Origin of the sequence: Microbacterium azadirachtae (genome assembly GCF_000956505.1) — a bacterium.
Lineage (GTDB): Bacteria > Actinomycetota > Actinomycetes > Actinomycetales > Microbacteriaceae > Microbacterium > Microbacterium azadirachtae_A.
On the sequence record NZ_JYIX01000036.1, the window covers coordinates 1 to 21,007 of the forward strand.

Below are 21,007 nucleotides of genomic sequence, written 5' to 3' on the forward strand. Positions count from 1 at the left end.
ACATTCCGAACCCGGAAGCTAAGCCTCACAGCGCCGATGGTACTGCAGGGGGGACCCTGTGGGAGAGTAGGACACCGCCGGACTTCCTTTAACAGAAAGGCCACCCAACGCAGGGTGGCCTTTCTGCGTTAACATGCTCAAACGGAAGGAGTCCCGACATGGCCGAAGATGGCAAGCCCGCGCGCGACCGCAAGGATGATGGCGCGAGGCAGCCTCGACGCTATGTCGACGGCGACCGTTCCGAGCGTTCTTTCCGTAACGACTCCGCGCGTGGAGATCGTCCGCAGCGCAATGACGGCGATCGTCCGCGTCGTGAGGGCGATCGTCCTTATCGCGGGTCTGCCGAGCGCACGGATCGCCCTCGCCGTGAGGGTGACCGTCCGTTCCGGAGCGGAGACGACCGTCCCCGCCGCGATGGTGACCGTCCGTTCCGGAGCGGCGACGATCGCCCTCGTCGTGATGGTGACCGTCCGTTCCGTGGATCGTCGGACCGCACGGATCGTCCCCGCCGCGAAGGCGACCGCCCGTTCCGGAGTGGCGATGACCGTCCGCGTCGTGATGGTGACCGTCCGTACCGCGCTGCTGACGACCGTCCGCGACGCGAGGGTGACCGTCCCTACCGTGGATCTTCGGATCGCACGGATCGTCCCCGCCGGGATGGCGACCGTCCATTCCGGAGCGGAGACGACCGTCCGCGTCGGGATGGCGACCGCCCTTACCGTGGATCGTCGGACCGCACGGACCGCCCCCGTCGCGATGGCGACCGCCCGTTCCGGAGCGGTGACGATCGTCCTCGTCGCGAAGGCGACCGCCCGTTCCGGAGTGGCGATGACCGTCCTCGTCGCGAAGGCGACCGCCCGTTCCGCAGTGGCGATGACCGTCCGCGTCGGGATGGCGATCGTCCTTACCGTGGGTCTTCGGATCGCACGGACCGTCCGCGTCGCGAAGGTGACCGCCCGTACCGTGGTGGCGACGACCGTCCGCGTCGCGAAGGTGACCGCCCGTACCATGGTGGCGACGACCGTCCGCGTCGCGATGGTGACCGTCCGTACCGTGGTGGCGATGACCGTCCGCATCGCGTCAGCGATCGCCCGCGTCGCGACACGTTCGCGGCGGATCGGCCGCGTGATCCCGAGCTTCCGGATGACATCACGGCCCGTGATCTGCATCCTTCTGCGCGCAACGAGCTGAAGACCCTCAGCAAGGAGAACGCCGAGCAGGTCGCGCGTCATCTCGCGATGGCCGCCCAGCTCATCGACGAGGATCCGGAGCTCGCTCATCAGCATGCGCTTGCGGCTTCGCGTCGCGCCGGCCGCGTCGCGGTCGTCCGCGAGTCCGTGGCCATCACCGCCTACGCCATGGGCGACTTCGCCCTGGCGCTGCGTGAGCTTCGCACCTACCGCCGGATCTCCGGGAGCGACGACCAGATCGCGCTGATCGTCGACAGCGAGCGAGGCATGGGACGTCCCGACCGCGCGCTGGAAGAGGCCCGCTCTGTCGATCGGGCGGCGCTGCCGACCGCGACGCGCGTGGCTCTTGCGATCGCGATGTCGGGTGCCCGTCTGGATCGTGGCGAGACCGAACTGGCGCTCGGCGAGCTCGAGATCCCCGAGCTCAACCCCGATCTCGCGTTCGACTGGAGCCCCGCTCTGTTCTCCGCTCGTGCCGCGGTGCTCGAAGACCTCGGTCGCGAGGAGGAGGCGGCGTTCTGGCAGGAGCGCGCGGAAGTGGCTTCTGCAGCGCTGGGCCATGGCGATGACGAGGAACTGATCATCGAGGACGCCTACGAGGACCTGGCCGAAGAGCCGGAGGGCATCGAGATCGCTGAGTCGGAGATCGCCGAGCCGGACAACACCGAGTCGGAGGACGCGGAGAAGTCCGAGTGAGCCTGTTCTCCCGGGACAAGAGCACGCCGCTGACCGATGTCGATGTCGTGCTCGCCGACCTCGACGGCGTCGTGTACGCCGGAGCCGGCGCGATCCCGCACGCGATCGACAGCCTGAAGAAGGTCGAGGCGTCGCGTCGCCTCGGCTACATCACCAACAACGCCTCCCGCACCGATGCCTCGGTGGCGGCGCACCTGACGGAGCTCGGCCTCACGGTCGCTCCCGACGAGGTCGTCACAAGTCCGCAGGCCGCGATGCGTCTCGTCAGCAGCCTGATCCCCGCCGGATCCACGATCCTGGTCGTCGGTGGGGAGGGTCTCGTCGACGAGGTGCACAAGGCAGGGTTCCGGGTGACGCGCAGCGCCGACGACGCTCCCGCAGCCGTCGTTCAGGGATTCGCGCCCGAGGTGGGCTGGACGGATCTGGCCGAGGCCGCGTTCGCCCTGAAGCTCCCCGAGGACGAGGGCGGGATCCCCTGGATCGCGACGAACACCGACTGGACGATTCCGCAGTCGCGGGGCGTCGCCCCCGGCAACGGAACCCTGGTCTCCGCCGTGCACACGGCGATCGGGCGTCTCGCGACCGTCGCAGGCAAGCCCGAGACGCCGATCTTCGAGGAGGCCGTCGCGCGGTTCGGTGCGAAGCACCCGCTGTTCATCGGCGACCGGCTCGACACGGATATCGCCGGGGCGTCCCGCGCGGGCATCGAGTCGGTCCTGGTGCTCACAGGCATCGATCGACCCAAGCACCTTCTCGCCGCCGCGGAGGGATCGCGTCCGACGTACATCCTCGGCGACCTTCGTGAGCTGGATGAGCCGTACCCGCAGACGCAGATCAAGGGTGACACGGTCACGGTACGTGGCGCTTCCGTCCGCGTGGACGGTCCCGACGTCACGATCCTCAGCGAAGGCGATCGGCCGATCGACCTGGTGCGCGCCGGTTCCGCCGCGATCTGGCGCACCGGCCGACAGATCTTCGGCTTCCGTGTGCCGGAGCGCCTGTACGCGGATCCGTTCCACCGGCCGTAATCCGTCGGAACCGCGCCTCTCGCCGTAGGCTGAGCAGGTGAGCGAGAACACGGAACCGGATCCTTCGGACGGGCTCTGGAGTCGGCTGCGCCTGATCGAGGGGCAGCCGCTCGACTCGCGCGCCGCCGCATATCAGGCCCTGCACGACGACCTGGCACGTCGGCTGGAGAGCGCTCCGCGCGACGCGTCCGCGCAGCCGGGTACCGATCGCGGATGACGGCCCGCCTGGACGCCGCTCTCGCGGAACGCGGCCTCGCACGCTCGCGCACACATGCGGCGACCCTCATCGATGGCGGTCTCGTCACGGTCAACGGGAAGCCCGTGGTCAAGGCCTCCACCAAGGTCGAGGACGGCGATGCGATCGATGTGGCCGGCGCCGACCACTACGTCAGCCGCGGCGCGCACAAGCTCATCGCCGCGCTGGACGGATTCGGCCTCGACCCTGCGGGCCGGCTGGCCCTGGACATGGGCGCGTCCACAGGCGGCTTCACCCAGGTGCTCCTCGAGCGCGGGGCGCGTCGCGTGCTCGCGGTGGACGTCGGGCATGATCAGCTCGCCCCGTCGCTACGCCTGGATCCCGCTGTCGTGGCCGTGGAGGGATTCAACGTCCGGCACATGGACGCGGAGATCCTTGCCGCGGCGACGGGGGAGGGCGCTCGGCCGTCGCTCGTGGTCGGTGACCTGTCTTTCATCTCCCTGACGCTCGTGCTTCCCGCGATCGCGACGACGGCGGAGGCGGACGCCGACGTGGTGCTGCTCGTCAAACCGCAGTTCGAAGTGGGCCGCACCGCGGTGCGGGGCGGTCTCGTGACCAACCCCGCGATCCGTGCCGACGCGGTCGCCCGCGTGCTGTGGAGCGCGTGGGATCAGGGGTTCGGCGTGCGCGGTCTCCTCCCGTCGCCGATCCTCGGAACACATGGCAACGCCGAGTACCTGGTGAATCTGCGGGCGGGGGATCGTTCCCGCGGCGGCGGAGGCAATCCGACAGAATGGATGAGCAGGATCGACGAGATGGCAGGAGGCCGATGAACGAGCGCAGGATCCTCGTCGTCGCACATGCGCGCCGGGACGAGACCGTGCAGGCCGCCAGACGCGTCGTCACGGCCCTCCGCGTCGCCGGCGCCTGGCCCGTCCTCTCGGCGGACGACCGTGCGGACCTGACGGCGGAGGACGAGTTCTTCGCCGACGTCGATGTGCTGGGAACGGACATCCCGGTCGAGGACATCGAGCTCGCCATCGTGCTCGGCGGCGATGGCACCATCCTGCGCGCGGCGGAGCTCGTCCGCGAAGGGACGGCGCCGATCCTCGGCATCAACATGGGGCATGTGGGCTTCCTCGCCGAGATCGAGCGCGACGACATGGACGCCGCGGTGGCGCGCGTCATCGATCGCGACTACTCCGTGGAGGAGCGCATGGCGCTCGCCGTGCGGGTCAAGGACGCCGACGGCTCCGTCGTCTACAGCACGTGGGCGCTGAACGAGGCGACGGTCGAGAAGGCCAGCCGCGAGCGCATGATCGAGGTGGTCGTCGAGATCGACGGGCGCCCGCTGACGAGCTTCGGCTGCGACGGCATGGTGGTGTCCACGCCCACCGGCGCGACCGCCTACAACTTCTCCGCGGGCGGACCGGTGATCTGGCCGGGTGTCGAAGCCATCGCCGTGGTGCCGTTGTCGGCCCATGCCCTGTTCGCCCGGCCGCTCGTGGTCGCGCCGGGCGCTCCCGTCGCGATCGAGCTGCTGGACCGCAACGACGGCACCGCGATCCTCTGGTGCGACGGGCGGCGCTCGCACGAGCTTCCGCGCGGCGCGAGAGTCATCGTGCGGCGCTCCTCGCGCCCCGTGCGCCTCGCGCGGCTGCACCCGAGCGTGTTCACCGACCGGCTGGTGCGCAAGTTCCAGCTGCCGGTCTCGGGCTGGCGGGGGGCCGAAGCATGATCGAGGAGATGCGCCTGCGCGACCTCGGCGTCATCGCGGAGGCCGTCCTGCCGATCGGCCCTGGGTTCACCGCGATCACCGGCGAGACCGGTGCCGGCAAGACCATGGTCGTCACGGGTCTCGGACTCCTGCTGGGGGCGAGGGCGGACTCCGGCGCCGTGCGCGCCGGTGCCGCACAGGCCTCGGTCGCGGGCGTGTGGATCGTGCCGAGCGCGGGATCCGTCGCCGACACCGTCGCCGACGTGGGCGGTGAGCTCGAGCCCTACGACGACGAGCGCGGCGAGCTGTACGTCTCCCGCACGCTCACTGCCGAGGGGCGCAGCCGTGCGAGCGTCGGCGGACGGGCCGCCCCGGCCGGCGTGCTGGCCGACCTCGCAGACGACCTGGTCGTCGTGCACGGACAGTCCGAGCAGCTGCGCCTGCGGTCCGCGGCCGCGCAGCGCGAGGCCCTCGACCGCTTCGGCGGTTCCACCATCGCGCTCCTGCGTGCCGACTACGAGGGCGCATGGGAGCGCTGGCGCGCCCTGTCCGCTCAGCTCGAGGAGATCAGCGGCAACCAGGAACGGCGCCGGCGAGAGGCCGACGACCTGCGTGAGGCGCTGGGGCTCATCGAGGCGACCGATCCGCAGCCGGGGGAGGACGACGCTCTCACCGAGCGCGCCGAGCGCCTCGCGAACGCCGAGGAGCTGCGCCAGTCCGCGGCGATCGCCCGGGCGGCGCTCTCCGATGAGGACGGCGACAACGACGTCACGACGCTTGCCGCAGAGGCACGGCGCGCCCTGGAGCGCGCGGGCGACCCGGAGCTGACGGCGATCGCCGAGAGCATCGCGGAGATCGGCTACCGCGCCACCGACATCGCCGCGCAACTGAGCGGCTATCTCGCCGATCTCGACGAGTCCGGACCGCACGAGCTGGCCGCCGTCGAGGAGCGCCGAGCGGCTCTCGCCGCCCTCGTGCGCGCCCACGGCACGCTCGACGCCGCTCTCGAGCTCTGGAACACCGGATCCGCGCGCCTCGCCGAGCTGGATGACGACTCCGACCACATCGAACGACTCAATATCGAACTCGATGCCGCACGCGCGACTCTGGACGAGGCCGCCGCCGCACTCACCGCCATCCGCACCGAGGCAGCGGGCCGGCTCAGCACCGCGGTCACGGAGGAGCTGCACGCCCTCGCGATGCCGGATGCCCGCCTGGTCGTCGCGGTCACAGAGGGGGCCGAGAGCGCCTACGGGCGCGATAACGTCGCGATCCTCCTCGCTCCGCATCCGGGCGCAGATCCGCGATCCGTCGCGAAGGGCGCGTCGGGCGGTGAGCTGTCGCGGGTGATGCTCGCGATCGAGGTCGTCATCGCAGGCACGGATCCGGTCCCGACCTTTGTCTTCGACGAGGTCGACGCCGGCATCGGTGGCGCGGCGGCGATCGAGGTCGGGCGGCGGCTCGCCCGCCTGGCACGCACCTCCCAGGTGATCGCCGTCACGCACCTCGCCCAGGTGGCCGCGTTCGCGAACAACCACCTCAGCGTCGTGAAGGCGAACGACGGGCAGGTCACCGCGTCCAGTGTCCGCCGCCTCGCGGGGGAGGAGCGCGAGGCCGAGATGGCGCGGCTGCTCTCCGGGCTCGCCGATTCCGGCGCGGCCCTCGAGCACGCTCGCGAGCTGCTCGCCCTGCGCGAGGACTGAGCCGGGCCGAGCCGGGCGGCTCAGCGCAGGTCGCGGACCGAATCGCGCACGATGAGCGGCATCGGGATCCGCTCATGGGCGAGTTCTCGCTCACCGACGAGCATCTCGATGCCGCGACGCGCCATCTCCTCATAAGGCAGGCGAGCGGTCGTGAGACCTGGTCGCTGGAAGCCCGCGAGCTCCTCGTCGTCGAAGGAGATCACCGACACGTCGCGTCCCACCTGAAGGCCGCGCTCGGCCATGGCCTGGTAGACGCCGAAGGCGACGTTGTCGTTGCCGGCGATGATCGCGGTGCGGTCGGGGTGCGCGTCGAGCAGGTGGTGCAGGTGCGTGTAGCCGACGTCGGGGGTCCAGCCCTCGACCTGCTCGCGGACCACGTCCGCTCCCGCGCGGGCGAGCACAGCCTCGATGCCTGCGAAGCGTTCCCCGATCGTGGCGGAGCGGCGCAGATCGCCCGCGACGTGGGGGATGGTGCCGATGATGCCGATGCGGTGGTGCCCGCGAGCGAGGAGATGCTCCGCGACGGCGGCGCCTGCCGCCTGCTCATCGGGGAGGACGCTCGGATGCCCGGCTGCGGAGCGGCCGTTGACGAGCACGACCGGGATGTCGTTGCGGATCTTCGGAACGTCGATCACCCGTGCCGCCATGAGACCGATGATCAGTCCGTCGACCCGGCGGTCGGTCATCTCCTGGACGGCGTCCCCGAGGTCATCGCTGCCGCCGGTCTCGGTCATGAGGATGGTGCGACCCCGTGCGCGAGCGGCGTCGAGCACGCCGCGGATCATCCCCGACGCGTACCGGGTGATCGTCACCTGGTCCGAGATGAAGCCGATCGTCCCGGTCTTGCCGAGGCGCAGGCTCTGCGCGGCAGGATTGGGGCGGTAACCGAGCTCGGCGGCGGCCGCGCGTACCCGCTCGGCCGCGTCCGCGGACAGCCGGGATCCCGGCCTGTCGTTCAGGATCATGCTGACGGCGGACTTGGACATCCCCGAACGTGCGGCGACATCCGACAGCGTGGGCCGTCGCCCGGTGCGTGTCTCCGGCATCGTGCCTCCCGTTCCGTCGCCGCGGTGTGCGATCCGACGTCCCCTCCACGATAGCGAGCGGTTCGCGCCCTGCGCGCACCTGCTGAATTAATTCAGCAAAACTCTTGCACCGACCTCGCACGCATTGTTAGCATGCCGTTGCTGAATCAATTCAGCACCAAAGCAGAGGAGCAACGACGTGGTTGACATCTCACGACGGGCAATGCTCGGAGCGCTCGGGCTGGGCATCGTCGGCACGGCGATCTCCTGGCCCCGGCTCACCGGCGCAGACATCCCGGGACGGGGCAGCGACGCCCTGACGGTGGCGCTGCTCGGAACGGCGCAGGACGCGGCCGCCAGGCAGGGCCTGGTCGACGGCTTCCAGCGCCGGCATCCGGATATCCCTGTGCGGATCGTCGCGATCCAAGGCACCGACTGGGGCGACTACTTCGCGAAGATCCTGACCATGGTCGCGGCCGGTACCTCGCCCGACGTCGTGACGGTCGCGACCGAGGGCGCTCAGCTGTTCGCCTCGCGGATGGCGCACCCCCTCGACTCCTACGTGCGCCGCGACGCCGCGGAGATGAAGGGCTACTTCGACGACGTTCATCCGTCGCTCGTCGAGTCCTTCCTCTACCAGGGGAGCCTGTTCCAGCTGCCGGACAACTTCAATGCCGCCAACGTGTACTACAGCACCAAAGCGCTCGGCCGGGCGGGCCTCGACCGCCCGGCGGACGACTGGAGCGTCGACGACTTCTTCCGCGTGGCGCAGGCGATGAAGAAGTCTGGGCAGCCGCCCTTCCTGCCCTATTTCTGGAACAACCGGCTCTGGGGCGGTGTCGTGCCCTGGCTGTACATCAACGACGCCAGCATTCTCACCGAGGAGAAGGCCACCGGCGGCGACTGGTTCTGGAAGCAGTTCTACCCGGACGAGAAGCCGCGCGGTGGTGGCTTCCTGTGGCAGAACGCGGATGCCCTCAACGACCGCACGATCGAGAGCTTCGAAGTGCTGCAGCGCATGGTCTCCGAGGGTCTCGCGGCCAACCCGGCGCAGGGCGGCGGCAATGAGCTCGTCGCGCTGTTCTCCCGCGGATCCGTGGGGATGACCCCTGCGGGCGGCTTCTGGGTGAAGGGGCTCAAGGAAGCCGGATTCGCGAACGACGACTACGACGTCTCGTTCTTCCCGAAGATGCGCAGCCAGCGCCATCAGTTCGGCGCCGCCGGCTACGCGATCATGGAGACCTCGCGTCGCAAAGACGAGGCTTGGGAGTGGCTTAAGTACTGTGTGTCGGTCGAAGGGATGCGCATCGCGCATCCGCAGCCGGACTCCTCGCTCACCCGCCGCTCCCTCAACGACGAGCTCTACGGCGCAGGTGTCGGGCCCGCGCACTGGAAGGTGTTCTACGACACCCTCGACCGGTTCCCGACCACCGGCCCGATCCCCGCCCCGCCGCAGCAGGCCGCGGTCGAGCAGGCCCTCATCAAGAACGTCGTCGGCACCATCACCAACGGCCGCAGCGGAGTCCGCGCGGGTCTGGAGACGATGCAGCGCGACCTCGAACTCGCCCTGAAGGGACGCTGATGTCCACGACCGCCCCCACCACTGCACCCACGACGTCCGCGATCACGGCACCGGGAGCCGCACGCCCCGGAGCCCCCAAACGCGGGGGTGGACGCGCCCTCATCGCCGTGTTCCTCGCCCCCACCGTCATCGGCCTCGGACTCTTCAGCTTCCTGCCGATCATCGCCTCTGTGGTCCTCGCCTTCTTCCGCTGGGACATCATCACGCCGCCCGAGTTCGTCGGGGTCGACAACTTCGTGCGGGCCGCCACCAACCCGACGATCCGGGTGTCGTTCCTGAACACGATCGGCTTCGTGATCGTCGCGGTGGCGCTCCAGCTCGCGGTCGCGCTGCTGCTCGCGGTGCTCGTGCAATCGAAGATGCCGCGCTGGCTGCGCGGATTCTTCCGCTCCACGCTGTTCTTCCCGCTGATCCTCTCCGCCGCCTCGGTCTCGCTCGTCATGGCCTACCTGTTCAACCAGGAGTTCGGCCTGGTGAACCAGTTCCTCGGGCTCCTCGGCATCGACAAGGTCGGCTGGCTCACGACAGGCCTCGGTGCGAAGGTCGTCGTGCTCCTCGTCTACGTGTGGCAGAACTTCGGCTTCACCTTCCTGCTCTTCCTCGGCGGTCTCGCCGCAGTGCCGCAGGAGGTCTACGAGGCATCCTCGATCGACGGCGCGACCGGATGGGCGCAGTTCCGGCAGATCACGCTGCCGCTGATCAGCCCCACGATGCTGGTGGCCACGGTCATGGCGATCATCAACGCCCTGCAGATCTTCGACCAGCCGTACGTGCTCACGCGCGGCGGCCCCGGGGACGACACGCGCACCGCGGTCATGGTCATCTACGAGTCGGCCTTCCGCCAGCTCGACTTCGGCGGCGCATCCGCGATCGGCATCGTCCTGACGCTGCTGATCATGCTCGTCACGGGCATCCAGTTCCAGCTCAGCAAGCGTTTCGTCTTCTACGGGTGAGGTCAGACATGTCGACTCAAGCAGTTCTCCCACGCGGACGCGGGTTCGCCCTCGGCCGCCTCGGCACCTTCGTGATCCTGGTCGCCGCCGCGGCGTTGACCCTCGGCCCTGTGGTCTGGACTGTGATCACGGCGCTCACGCCCACCGACGCCGTCACCCACACGACCTCGTTCGGCTTCTCTGCCTTCACCGACGTGTTCGCGAAGATCCCGGTGTGGCTGTACATCTGGAACAGCGTGCTGGTGACGCTCCTCATCGCCGCAGGGCAGATGCTCAGCGCGGCGATGGCCGGCTACGTGTTCGCCCGCTACGAGTTCCGCGCCAAGAAGCTCCTGTTCGGGATGATCCTGGCGACGATGATGGTGCCGCTGCAGGTGATCATCGTGCCCGTGTTCATGCTCGTGCGCGGCATGGGCCTCGCGGACACGCTCCTGGCGCTCATCATCCCCGCGCTGCCGACCGCGTTCGGCACGTTCCTGATGCGTCAGTACTTCATGGGCTTGCCCGCAGAACTCGGCGAGGCGGCGCAGCTCGACGGCGCGGGACCGTGGCGCACGTTCTTCCGCGTCTATCTGCCCCTGGCGACCCCGGGTCTCGCGATCGTGGGGATCCTCGCGTTCAACTACCACTGGAACGAGTTCTTCCGCCCGCTCATCCTGACCATCAGCGAGCAGAACTTCACACTGCCGCTCGGACTCGTCACGCTGCAGGGCAATCTCGGCACCGGAAGCGTCTCCACGGTGCTCGCCGGTGTCGTCATCTCGATGATCCCCGCGCTGATCGTGTTCATCTTCGGGCAGAAGCCGCTGCGCGAGGGGCTGACCGCCGGATCCGGGAAATGAGTTCGATGCACTTCCGTCCCGCACGCAACTGGATGAACGACCCGAACGGGCTCGTGTTCCACGACGGCCGGTATCGCCTCTACTTCCAGTACAACCCCGAGGGCGCGACCCACGGCTTCATGAGCTGGGGCCATGCGTCCAGTACCGATCTCGTGCGGTGGGAGGAGCATCCGGTCGCGATCCGCTACACGGAGGAGCATGAGATCTTCTCGGGTTCCGTCGTGCTCGACGAGCCCGACACCAGCGGGCTGGGCGCGCCGGAGAAGTCGCCCCTCGTGGCGGTGTTCACGCTCGCCGACCAGGTCGGACGCCATCAGGCGCAGGGCATCGCATCGAGTCTCGACGGCGGCCTGACCTGGCGGCTGTACGACGGCAACCCCGTGCTCGACCGCGGCTCGGCCGATTTCCGGGACCCGAAGGTTTTCCGCTACAGCGGGCCGGCGGGCGCGTACTGGGTGATGGTCGCGGTCGAGGCGGTCGAGCGCCGTGTCCTGCTGTATCGCTCGGACGACCTGAAGACGTGGACGTACCTGTCGGACTACGGACCGCGCGGGGCGACGGGCGGCGTGTGGGAGTGCCCCGACCTGTTCCCGCTCGCGGTCGACGGTGATCCGTCCGAGGTGCGCTGGGTGCTGCTGATCAGCCTCAACCCGGGTGGGATCGCCGGCGGATCCGGGACGCAGTACGTGATCGGCTCCTTCGACGGGGTGCGGTTCACCCCGGACGAGCCGATGCCTCCGGCGGTGCCGCTCGAGGCGTGCGACTGGGTGGACCACGGACGGGACTGCTACGCCGGGGTCACGTTCTCCGGCCTTCCTGACGACGAGCGGATCCTCATCGCCTGGATGAGCAACTGGGATTACGCGGGCCGTCTGCCCGTCGATGCCGAGACCCCGCAGCGCGGCGCGATGACGCTCGCGCGCCGGCTCACCCTGGTCCGCACCGAGGGACGGGTGCGCCTTCGCCAGGAGCCGATCGGGCCGCAGACGACCACGATCGCCGAGCTCGCGGATGTGCGTGCGGGCGCGCCCTCGACGCTGATCGAGGAGCTGTCTGAGCGGTGCCGTATCGAGCTGAGCGTCCGCCTCGACGGCGCGGACGGATTCGCGCTGGACCTGGGCGGCGCCGCGATCCTGGACTACTCGGCGGACAGCGGGTCGTTGCGCCTGGATCGGCGCCCCGCCGCCGGCGCGATGCCGGACGGATTCGGCAGTATCGAGGAGGTGCGCCTCGGTGCGCGCGAGCGCGTCGAGCTGGTCATCTGGCTGGACCGCGACTCGATCGAGGTGTTCGCATCCGGCGGCACGTGCACGATCACCGACCTGCTGCCGGAGCGCGACGGCGCCGGCGCTTCGATCGCGGGGCGAGGCGGTAGCGTTCTCATCGAGCGATTCGTAGTGGGCGCCGTGAGCGCGACAGAGGTGAAGGGGCGGACGGCGTGACGGACCAGATCCAGGTGATCGGCGAGGCCCTCGTCGACGTCGTCGAGGGCGGCGAGACGCACCCAGGGGGATCCCCGATGAACATCGCGGTCGGGCTCTCTCGGCTGGGGCATCCCACGACCCTGCACGCGCGGATCGGCGCCGACGCCTACGGCGACCTGATCCGCGCGCACCTGGACGAGGCGGGCGTGACGCTCGGGCCCGGCACTCTCGTCACGGGCTCCACGTCGACGGCGATCGCGCGCGTGGACGCCGAGGGCAAGGCCAGCTACGAGTTCGACATCGACTGGGACATCCCCGCGCCGGACGTGACCGGCGCCCGCCTGGTGCACACCGGGTCGATCGGCGCGCTGCGGGAACCGGGCGCGTCGGCGGTCCGAGCGGCGCTGGGATCTGCCGGGGGCGGGACGCTCCTGACGCTCGATCCCAACATCCGCCCCGACGTGATCGGCACGCGCGACGAGGTGCTGCGTCGAGTCGCCGACCTCGCGGCGCTGTGCCACGTGGTCAAGCTGAGCGACGAGGACGCGGCCTGGCTCGCCCCGGACGCGACGCTCGAGGAGGTCCTCGCCGACCTCGCCGCGCACGGTGCGCGGTTCGTCGTCGTCACGCGCGGATCCGAGGGGTGCCTGGCGCTGGTGGACGGCGCGTGGTTCTCCCTGCCGGCACGGCCGGTCGTCGTCGCGGACACGATCGGCGCGGGCGATGCGTTCATGTCCGGGCTGCTGCACGCTCTGCTGCGCGATGGGACGGACCGTCTGCTCGTGGCGGGGGAGCCTCTGCCGGACGACGCGGTGCTCGCGGCCCTGGAGACGGCCCTCACCAGCGCTGCGCTGACCGTGGCCCGCGCGGGAGCCAACCCTCCGGCGTCGGCGGAACTGGAAGAGGCGCTCCGCGCGTCGCGAGAGTGACGCAGGGCGATCGCGCTGATAGGATTAAAGCCCGTGATGCAGAACTCAGCCGCGCGGACAGACAACGACACCACCAAGCACATCTTCGTGACGGGCGGTGTCGTTTCCTCGTTGGGCAAGGGCCTGACGGCAGCCAGCCTCGGCAACCTGCTCACCGCCCGGGGACTGCGCGTGGTGATGCAGAAGCTGGATCCGTATCTGAACGTGGATCCCGGCACCATGAACCCGTTCCAGCACGGCGAGGTCTTCGTCACGGACGACGGCGCCGAGACCGACCTCGACATCGGGCACTACGAGCGCTTCCTCGACATCGAGCTCAGCCAGGCCGCGAACGTCACCACCGGTCAGATCTACTCGCAGGTCATCGCCAAGGAGCGCCGCGGCGAGTACCTCGGCGACACCGTGCAGGTCATCCCGCACATCACGGATGAGATCAAGCGCCGCATGCGCCTGCAGGCCGACGAGACGCCCCGCCCCGACGTCATCATCACCGAGATCGGCGGCACGGTCGGAGACATCGAGTCGCAGCCGTTCATCGAGTCGGCGCGTCAGATCCGCCACGAGCTCGGCCGCAAGAACGTGTTCTTCGTGCACGTGTCGCTGGTGCCGTTCATGGGCGCCTCCGGCGAGCAGAAGACCAAGCCGACGCAGCACTCCGTCGCGACCCTGCGCTCGATCGGCATCCAGCCGGACGCCCTCGTGCTGCGCAGCGACCGCCCCGTCACCGAGTCCAACAAGCGCAAGATCGCGCTCATGTGCGACGTCGACGAGGACGCGGTCGTGAACGCGATCGACGTGCCCAGCATCTACGACATCCCGACGATGCTGCACGACCAGCGCCTGGACGACTACATCGTCGACGTGCTCGGTCTGGACAAGGCCGCCGACGTGGACTGGTCGCGCTGGCAGAAGGTCCTGCAGGCCGTGCACAACCCGAAGCACGAGGTCACGATCGGCCTCGTCGGCAAGTACATCGACCTGCCCGACGCCTACCTCTCGGTCACCGAAGCCCTCAAGGCCGGTGGCTTCGCGCACGAGGTCGCCGTCAAGATCCGCTGGATCCCGTCGGACTCCTGCGAGACGCCCGAGGGAGCGGCCAAGGCGCTGAGTGACGTCGACGGCATCTGCGTGCCGGGCGGCTTCGGCATCCGCGGCATCGAGGGCAAGCTGGGCGCTCTCCGGTTCGCGCGCGAGCAGGGCATCCCCACCCTCGGCCTGTGCCTCGGGCTGCAGTGCATGGTGATCGAGTACGCGCGCAACGTCGCCGACATCTCCGGCGCGTCGTCGAGCGAGTTCGACCCCGACACCGCGGAGCCGGTCATCGCGACCATGGCCGAGCAGGTCGAGATCCTCGACGGCGGCGACCTGGGCGGCACCATGCGCCTGGGGCTGTACAAGGCGGCGCTCGGCGAGGGGTCGCTCGCGGCCGAGCTCTACGGCGCGTCCGAGGCGTCAGAGCGCCACCGCCACCGGTACGAGGTGAACAACGCCTACCGCGGCCGTCTCGCCGATGCCGGGCTCTCGTTCTCCGGTCTCAACCCCGAACTCGACCTCGTCGAGTACGTCGAGCTGCCGCGCGAGGTGCACCCGTTCTACATCGCCACCCAGGCGCACCCCGAGCTGCGCTCGCGCCCGACCGACCCGCACCCGCTGTTCCGCGGTCTCGTGGGAGCCGCGATCGAGCGGCACCGCTCCAGCGAGCTGTTCGACGACGAGGACTGACGTGACCGACTCCACCACCGCGCCGCGCGACGAGGCGTTCGACCCCGAGGTGCTCTCCAGCGCCGAGGTGTATCGCGGCGCGGTGTGGGGGATCCGCGAGGACCACGTCCGCTACGGGGACGGCGAGATCGTGCGTCAGTACATCGCCCACTCCGGCGCGGCCGCGGTCGTCGCGATGGACGAGGACGGCCGTGTGCTGCTGATCCAGCAGTACCGGCATCCCATCAGGCAGCGCGACTGGGAGCTGCCCGCGGGGTTGCTCGACGTGGCGGGGGAGGACCCGATGGACGCCGCGCGGCGGGAGCTCGCCGAGGAGGCGGATCTCGTCGCGAGCGCCTGGGAGCCGCTGATCTCGACCTACACGACGCCCGGCAGCAACTCGGAGATCGTCCACATCTATCTCGCGACCGGACTGAGTCCCGCTGACGCGGCCTTCGCGCGGACGGATGAGGAGGCCGACATCCGCCTCGCCTGGGTGCCGCTGTCCGAGGCCGCCGACGGCGTGCTGGCCGGGCGGCTGCGCAACGGGATCCTCGCCGCCGGGGTGCTCGCGGCCGAACGGCGCCTGTCGCCGACGGGGCGGCAGGGCCGCGGGGCCTGAGGTGCAGCTCGACCGCGCGCTCGACGCGTACCTCCGGCACGTGACGATCGAGCGAGGGCTGGCCGATCACACCCTCTCCGCCTATCGCCGCGACCTCGGCGGGTACGTGGCGTGGCTGGGGGAGCAGGGCATCGCCGACACCGACGCGATCTCCGCGGAGATCGTTGCCGCATTCGCCGCCGAGCGGGCGGGCGCCGAGCCGCCGCCCGCCGCGTCGAGCCTCGCGCGACTGCAGTCCTCGGTGCGCGGCTGGCATCGCTTCCTCGCCAGAGAGGGCATCGCCGAGGCCGATCCGAGCGCGCGGCTGCGTCCGCCGAAGCAGCCGCAGCGCCTGCCGAAGGCGCTCACGATCGATCAGGTCGAGCACCTGCTCGGTGCGCCGTCCGCCGAGGATCCGATCGGGATCAGGGATCGGGCGCTCCTCGAGCTGCTGTACGCCACGGGCGCCCGCGTCTCGGAAGCGGTATCGCTCGACGTCGACGACCTCGCGCACGGTGACGTGCTGCGGCTGCGCGGAAAGGGATCCAAGGAGCGCATCGTCCCCGTGGGGTCTTACGCGCGCGCGGCGGTCGACGCCTACCTCACCCGGGTGCGTCCCGCGCTCGCGGCGAAGGGGCACGCGTCGGCGAGGCTCTTCCTGGGAGCGCGCGGCGCACCGCTCAGCAGGCAGAGCGCGTGGCTGATCATCCGCGCGGCCGCCGAAGGAGCGAAGATCACGGCGGAGGTGTCTCCGCACACGCTGAGGCACTCCTTCGCGACGCATCTGCTGCAGGGCGGCGCGGATGTCCGCGTCGTGCAGGAGCTGCTGGGACACGCGTCGGTCGCGACCACCCAGATCTACACGCACGTCTCGGTGGACACGCTGCGCGACGTCTACGCGACCGCGCATCCTCGGGCGCGTTGACGGTGGTTATCTCTCCCGAGGAGGCACTGGGCGGATTCGACCTGTAGGGTCTGGCGAAAAGGGTTTCTCGAAAACTGAAGGAGCAACGATGCCGACCGTCGAGTCTCGTCTTCCCCTCGCCCTCGCGATCGTGGCGCTGTCGACGATCGCGTTGACCGCCTGCGCGCAGGGTGGAGGAAGCCTGAAGCCGGAGGATTCTCCGCTGTCCGAGTACCTGAGCGCGGGCTACGACCGCGACGCCTCTCCGAAGGAGCAGGAGCGCCGGGCCAAGGAGCAGCAGAAGAAGCAGGAGGCGCTGACCGCGGAGTGCATGGCGAAGGAGGGCTTCGAGTACAAGCCGTTCACCGGCAACATGTCGTTCGCCTCGTCCGAAGACGTGAAGTGGGAACCGGAGGAGCGGTCCTGGGTCGAGAAATACGGGTACGGCGCCGTCGACAATCCGATGTCGCAGCAGATGAAGGGCAAGGAGCCCGAGCAGCCGGTCGAGGATCCGAACCAGGAGTATCAGCAGAGCCTCTCCGAAGCGGAGCGACAGGCCTATCAGGAGACCCTCTACGGAAAGATGGCGGATCCCGACCCGCAGGAGGACGGACCCGTCGAGTGGAAGTGGGAGGACGCCGGCTGCCAGGGGTGGGCGCAGCACGAGGTGTCCGCCGATCAGCCGTGGCAGAGCGACGAGTTCAAGCCGCTCGTGGACCGCATTCAGAAGTTCTACGAGAAGATGCAGGACGGTTCGGAGCTGAAGAAGCTCGACGGGGCCTGGGCCGCGTGCATGGGCGATGCCGGTGAGAGCGGATTCCGCAAGCAGCAGGAGGCTCAGCAGTCGATCTACGACGCGATGAACAAGCTGTACGAGCAGCAGGCTCCGATGGATCCGGAGCAGGACCCCAGCGCGTATCAGGATCCCGCAGACAGCGCGGAGATGAAGAAGCTCGGCGAGACGGAGCGCGCGCTGGCGCTCAAGGATCTCACCTGCCGGGAGAAGACCTCGTACCGTGACGCGCAGCTGAAGATCCAGTTCGCGAGCGAGGAGAAATTCGTCGCGGACAACAAGAAGGAACTCGAGGCGTTCAAGGTGGCGGGGGAGAAGGCTCTGGCGCAGGAGAAGAAGAAGTAGTGCCGGGCGACACGGAGGATGCGGGCTTCGACGTTCTCGTCGCAGAGGGGGAGGAGGCGCCGCGCACCGGCACCTCGCAGGTGGCCGGCTGGGGGCGCGTGTTCCGGCGCAATCGTGCGCTCTGGATCGGCGCCGTGGTGGCGCTCGCCGCGCTCATCGGCGGGCTTCTCGTCGGGACGTTCGTGCTGGCGCCAGCCAGTGCCGGCGGAAAAGCGCCCAAACCCGGCCTGATCACGGCGCCGGTCGAGTTCGGACCGTTGAGCAATGACGTGACGTTGCGTGCCGACGTCGGCTACGCGGATGCCGTGGACGTCACGATCGATACCAGCACCGTCTCCGGGGCGGCGGTCGTCACAGGGCAGGTCCCCGCAGAGGGGGCGAACCTCTCGTCGCTGTCGATCGCTCTCGAGGTCGTCGGACGACCCGTGATCGTGCTGCCGGGTGAGCTGCCGGCCTACCGGAGCCTGCGCCATGGCGTCTCGGGCCCCGACGTGCTGCAGCTCAAGCAGGCGCTGTCCGCCGTGGGGATCGATCCGGGGGACATGGCCTCGAACATCCTCGACGAGGATGCGACGGCCGCCATCGCCCAGCTCTACGCACAGGCCGGCTACCCTGCACCGAGTCCGGGCGAGGGCGTCGAGGAGTCCTATCGTGGGGCGCAGGAGTCGGTGCGCTCGGCCGAGACGGCACTGCGCAGCGCACGTCGGCAGCTCGAGGCCGCCGCGCAGACGCCGGATGCGGACCAGGGTGCTCTCGAGGACGCCGTCGACGCCGCGCGGAGCCAGCTCGGCTCCGCGGAGAACACAGCCGAGCGCGCGCGTCTGCAGACGCTGCCGTACCTGCCGTCGAGCGAGGTGCTGTTCCTCACGGCGCTGCCCCGACGGGTCGACGCGGTGAAGGCCAAGCGCGGGAGCGTGCTGCAGGGGACGGCGATGACCGTGTCGGGGGCGACCGTCCGCCTGACCGGGAGCGCGGCGGAAGCCGATGCGCGCCTGCTCAAGGCCGGTACCACCGGCACCTTCTCCCTTCCGGACGGCACCGCGCACACGGCGACCATCACCGAGGTCACGAACGCCCCCGCCGCCGGTGGCGCGGGATCTCCCGGGGGCAAGGGCGGCACGAAACCGGCGGCCGGAGGACGCTGGCAGGTGCTGTTCGAGCCCCAGCCGCTCACGCCGGAACAGGTGGCGGCGCTGCAGGGCTCGAATGTGCGGGTGTCCGTCGCGGTCGGCGCCACGGAGGGCGATGTGCTCTCCGTCCCGCTCGCCGCACTGACTGCGGGGCCGGGCGGGGAGAGCCGGGTGCAGGTCGTGGAGTCGGATCCGCGCGAGGGCGACAGCGCGAAGACCCGCACGGTCGTCGTGAAGACCGGGCTGGCGGCCCGCGGCGCGGTCGAGGTCACCGCGGTCGAGGGGAAGCTGGAGAAGGGCGACCTCGTGGTGGTCGGCCGATGACGCTGATCGAGCTTCGCGACGTCACGCGGTCGTTTCCGGGACCGCCGGAGGTGCAGGCGCTGAAGGGCGTCTCGCTGACCGTCGAGCCGGGCGACTACCTCTCGATCGTCGGCCCCTCGGGATCCGGCAAATCCACGATGCTGAACATCCTCGGACTGCTGGACCGTCCCAGCGTCGGGACGTATCGACTCGCCGGATCCCTCACCGGGGACCTCGGCGAGGATGAACGGGCCGCGATGAGAGCGAGGTTCATCGGCTTCGTGTTCCAGTCCTTCCACCTGATGGCGCGTCGTTCGGTGCTGCAGAACGTACTCATGCCGATGCTCTACAGCGGCGTGCCGCGCGCGGAGCGCGAGGAACGGGCCGTCGCGGCGCTGGAACGCGTCGGGCTCGGCGCCCGGATGTCGTTCCTGCCGACCGAGCTCTCCGGCGGGGAACGGCAGCGCGTCGCGGTCGCGCGCGCGGTGGTCTCCGGGCCGCAGCTCCTGCTCGCGGACGAGCCGACGGGCAACCTCGACCAGCACACCACCGGCGAGGTGATGCGGCTGTTCGAAGACCTCGGCGAGGATGGGCTCACGCTCGTCGTGATCACCCACGACGCCGAGGTCGCGCAGCGTGCGCGGCGGTGCATCCGGATCGCGGACGGGCGGGTGAGCGAGCGATGATCCCTCCGGTGCCGCGGGCGGACCGCTTCACGGTGCAGGATCTCGTGGCCGAGGCCACGAGCGACCTGGGATCCCGGCCGGCGCGCCTGCTGGCGACGATCCTGGGCACCGTGCTCGGGATCGGCGCCCTGGTCGCGACCGTCGGCTTCGCGCAGACGGCCTCGGCCCAGATCGCGCGGCAGTTCGACACCGCCGCCGGCACCCAGATGGTGGTGTCTCCCGCGCAGGCTCAGACCGGCGGCTCGCAGAGCAAGAGCGTGGCGACAGGGCGCATCCCGTGGGACGGCGCGGAGCGCGTCGATCGCCTGGCGGGTGTTCTCGCCTCCGCGCTCATCGCCGAGGTGGCGCTGGGGGATTCGGATTCGATCACGGCCGTGCCGGTGAACGACCCCTCGGCGGCGCCGGTCTCCTCGCCGGCTCTGTTCGCCGCATCGGCGGGGCTCCCGGATGCGCTCGAGGCCAGGGTCGTCTCGGGCCGGTTCTTCGATGATGGGCACGACGCGAGGGGAGACCGGGTCGCCGTGCTCGGGGACGAGGCGGCGAAGCGGCTGGGGATCGCCGAGGTCGGCGCCCGGCCCTCACTGTTCATCGACGGGGTCGCCTATGCGGTCATCGGCGTGCTGGGCTCGATGCAGCGGTCGGATCTCGCCGATGCCGTGCTGATCCCCGTGGGGACGGCGCGGAGCGACTTCCGCCTGGCGGCGCCCAGCGAACTCGACATCAGGATCGTGCCGGGAGCAGGCCCCCAGCTCGCCAAGCAGGCGGTCGTCGCGCTTCAGCCCGATGCCCCGGACGGACTGCAGGCGCAGGCGCCGTCCGGCAGGGGAGATCTCAGCCGCAACGTGCAGGGCGACGTCAACCTGGTGCTCCTGCTGCTCGGCGGCGTGGTCCTGCTCGCGGGCGGCTTCGGCATCGCGAACGTGACCCTGCTGGGGGTCATGGAGCGCACAGGCGAGATCGGGTTGCGCCGGGCGCTCGGGGCGACCAGCCGGCAGGTCGGGCGGCAGTTCCTCGTCGAGTCCCTGGTGATCGGGCTGGTGGGCGGCGTGATCGGCGCGGCGGTCGGCGTCAACGCCGTCGTGCTCGTCGCGGCGCTGCAGGGCTGGGCGCCGGTCGTGGATCCGCTGATCGCGATCGCCGGAGTCGGCGTCGGGGTGTTGGTCGGCGCGCTGTCGGGCTGGTATCCCGCGCGGCGGGCATCGCGCATCGAGCCGGTGGAGGCGCTGCGCGGCTAATGGTTTGAAGTCAGACCATTGACA

Annotated in this window: 20 protein-coding genes and 1 rRNA gene; 19 read left to right on the forward strand and 2 right to left on the reverse strand. The window is 70.0% G+C overall.

What is annotated here, in order from left to right:
- Nucleotides 1–83 (forward strand): 5S ribosomal RNA (gene rrf, locus RS86_RS19905); the annotation flags it as partial.
- Nucleotides 84–137: 54 nt separating this feature from the next.
- On the opposite strand, the gene RS86_RS21150 is transcribed toward rrf, so the two are convergent.
- Nucleotides 138–1,286 carry a hypothetical protein gene (locus RS86_RS21150; RefSeq protein WP_152642148.1) on the reverse strand — a complete coding sequence of 383 codons (1,149 nt, stop codon included), beginning with the start codon at nucleotides 1,284–1,286 and terminating at the stop codon, nucleotides 138–140.
- Here RS86_RS21150 and RS86_RS11325 point away from each other — a divergent pair.
- Genes RS86_RS11325 through recN form a run of 6 tightly spaced genes read left to right on the forward strand, consistent with a single transcriptional unit; the run spans nucleotide 1,239 to nucleotide 6,530 of the window.
- On the forward strand, nucleotides 1,239–1,886 hold the full coding sequence (locus RS86_RS11325; protein ID WP_235281768.1) for a hypothetical protein: 648 nt from the start codon (nucleotides 1,239–1,241) through the stop codon (nucleotides 1,884–1,886). The two genes, RS86_RS21150 and RS86_RS11325, sit on opposite strands and share 48 nt — an antisense overlap.
- A complete protein-coding gene (locus tag RS86_RS11330) occupies nucleotides 1,883–2,914 on the forward strand; it encodes an HAD-IIA family hydrolase (protein ID WP_045272376.1) in 1,032 nt (343 codons plus the stop codon). The genes RS86_RS11325 and RS86_RS11330 overlap by 4 nt, the downstream gene beginning before the upstream one ends.
- 37 nt (nucleotides 2,915–2,951) lie before the next feature.
- On the forward strand, nucleotides 2,952–3,131 hold the full coding sequence (locus tag RS86_RS11335) for a hypothetical protein (protein ID WP_045272377.1): 180 nt from the start codon (nucleotides 2,952–2,954) through the stop codon (nucleotides 3,129–3,131).
- The gene (locus tag RS86_RS11340; protein WP_045272378.1) at nucleotides 3,128–3,943 is read left to right on the forward strand and encodes a TlyA family RNA methyltransferase; all 816 of its coding nucleotides are present in this window, start codon (nucleotides 3,128–3,130) and stop codon (nucleotides 3,941–3,943) included. Before RS86_RS11335 ends, RS86_RS11340 begins: the two co-directional genes overlap by 4 nt.
- The gene (locus tag RS86_RS11345) at nucleotides 3,940–4,848 is read left to right on the forward strand and encodes an NAD kinase (RefSeq protein WP_045272379.1); all 909 of its coding nucleotides are present in this window, start codon (nucleotides 3,940–3,942) and stop codon (nucleotides 4,846–4,848) included. The genes RS86_RS11340 and RS86_RS11345 overlap by 4 nt, the downstream gene beginning before the upstream one ends.
- On the forward strand, nucleotides 4,845–6,530 hold the full coding sequence (recN, locus tag RS86_RS11350; protein ID WP_045272380.1) for a DNA repair protein RecN: 1,686 nt from the start codon (nucleotides 4,845–4,847) through the stop codon (nucleotides 6,528–6,530). The genes RS86_RS11345 and recN overlap by 4 nt, the downstream gene beginning before the upstream one ends.
- 20 nt (nucleotides 6,531–6,550) lie before the next feature.
- Here the strand turns inward: recN and RS86_RS11355 are convergent, their stop codons facing one another.
- Nucleotides 6,551–7,576, reverse strand: coding sequence for a LacI family DNA-binding transcriptional regulator (locus RS86_RS11355; RefSeq protein WP_045272381.1), 1,026 nt, complete (start codon nucleotides 7,574–7,576; stop codon nucleotides 6,551–6,553).
- Between the two features lie 178 nt (nucleotides 7,577–7,754).
- On the opposite strand from RS86_RS11355, the gene RS86_RS11360 reads away from it, so the two are divergent.
- The 12 genes from RS86_RS11360 to RS86_RS11415 all read left to right on the forward strand — a co-directional run bounded on the left by RS86_RS11360 (nucleotide 7,755) and on the right by RS86_RS11415 (nucleotide 20,983).
- A complete protein-coding gene (locus tag RS86_RS11360; protein ID WP_052680219.1) occupies nucleotides 7,755–9,137 on the forward strand; it encodes an extracellular solute-binding protein in 1,383 nt (460 codons plus the stop codon).
- Nucleotides 9,137–10,090, forward strand: a complete 954-nt coding sequence (locus tag RS86_RS11365; protein WP_082076743.1) for a carbohydrate ABC transporter permease — start codon at nucleotides 9,137–9,139, stop codon at nucleotides 10,088–10,090. Before RS86_RS11360 ends, RS86_RS11365 begins: the two co-directional genes overlap by 1 nt.
- Before the next feature lie 8 nt (nucleotides 10,091–10,098).
- Nucleotides 10,099–10,932, forward strand: a complete 834-nt coding sequence (locus RS86_RS11370) for a carbohydrate ABC transporter permease (RefSeq protein WP_045272383.1) — start codon at nucleotides 10,099–10,101, stop codon at nucleotides 10,930–10,932.
- On the forward strand, nucleotides 10,929–12,374 hold the full coding sequence (locus RS86_RS11375) for a glycoside hydrolase family 32 protein (RefSeq protein ID WP_045272384.1): 1,446 nt from the start codon (nucleotides 10,929–10,931) through the stop codon (nucleotides 12,372–12,374). The genes RS86_RS11370 and RS86_RS11375 overlap by 4 nt, the downstream gene beginning before the upstream one ends.
- Complete coding sequence (locus tag RS86_RS11380; protein WP_045272385.1) at nucleotides 12,371–13,285, forward strand: carbohydrate kinase family protein; 915 nt, start codon at nucleotides 12,371–12,373, stop codon at nucleotides 13,283–13,285. Before RS86_RS11375 ends, RS86_RS11380 begins: the two co-directional genes overlap by 4 nt.
- 36 nt (nucleotides 13,286–13,321) lie before the next feature.
- Nucleotides 13,322–15,007 carry a CTP synthase gene (locus RS86_RS11385; RefSeq protein WP_045272386.1) on the forward strand — a complete coding sequence of 562 codons (1,686 nt, stop codon included), beginning with the start codon at nucleotides 13,322–13,324 and terminating at the stop codon, nucleotides 15,005–15,007.
- A 1-nt stretch (nucleotide 15,008) separates the two neighbouring features.
- Nucleotides 15,009–15,608, forward strand: coding sequence for an NUDIX domain-containing protein (locus RS86_RS11390; protein WP_045272387.1), 600 nt, complete (start codon nucleotides 15,009–15,011; stop codon nucleotides 15,606–15,608).
- Nucleotide 15,609: 1 nt separating this feature from the next.
- A complete protein-coding gene (xerD, locus tag RS86_RS11395; RefSeq protein WP_045272388.1) occupies nucleotides 15,610–16,512 on the forward strand; it encodes a site-specific tyrosine recombinase XerD in 903 nt (300 codons plus the stop codon).
- Between the two features lie 88 nt (nucleotides 16,513–16,600).
- Nucleotides 16,601–17,629 (forward strand): hypothetical protein, encoded by a 1,029-nt coding sequence (locus RS86_RS11400; protein ID WP_045272389.1) that lies wholly within the window; start codon nucleotides 16,601–16,603, stop codon nucleotides 17,627–17,629.
- Nucleotides 17,629–19,083, forward strand: a complete 1,455-nt coding sequence (locus RS86_RS11405; RefSeq protein WP_052680220.1) for a hypothetical protein — start codon at nucleotides 17,629–17,631, stop codon at nucleotides 19,081–19,083. Before RS86_RS11400 ends, RS86_RS11405 begins: the two co-directional genes overlap by 1 nt.
- Complete coding sequence (locus RS86_RS11410) at nucleotides 19,080–19,748, forward strand: ABC transporter ATP-binding protein (protein ID WP_045272390.1); 669 nt, start codon at nucleotides 19,080–19,082, stop codon at nucleotides 19,746–19,748. The genes RS86_RS11405 and RS86_RS11410 overlap by 4 nt, the downstream gene beginning before the upstream one ends.
- Nucleotides 19,745–20,983: an ABC transporter permease gene (locus RS86_RS11415; RefSeq protein ID WP_045272391.1), complete on the forward strand. Its 1,239-nt coding sequence runs from the start codon at nucleotides 19,745–19,747 to the stop codon at nucleotides 20,981–20,983. Before RS86_RS11410 ends, RS86_RS11415 begins: the two co-directional genes overlap by 4 nt.
- The last annotated feature ends 24 nt before the right edge of the window (nucleotides 20,984–21,007 follow it).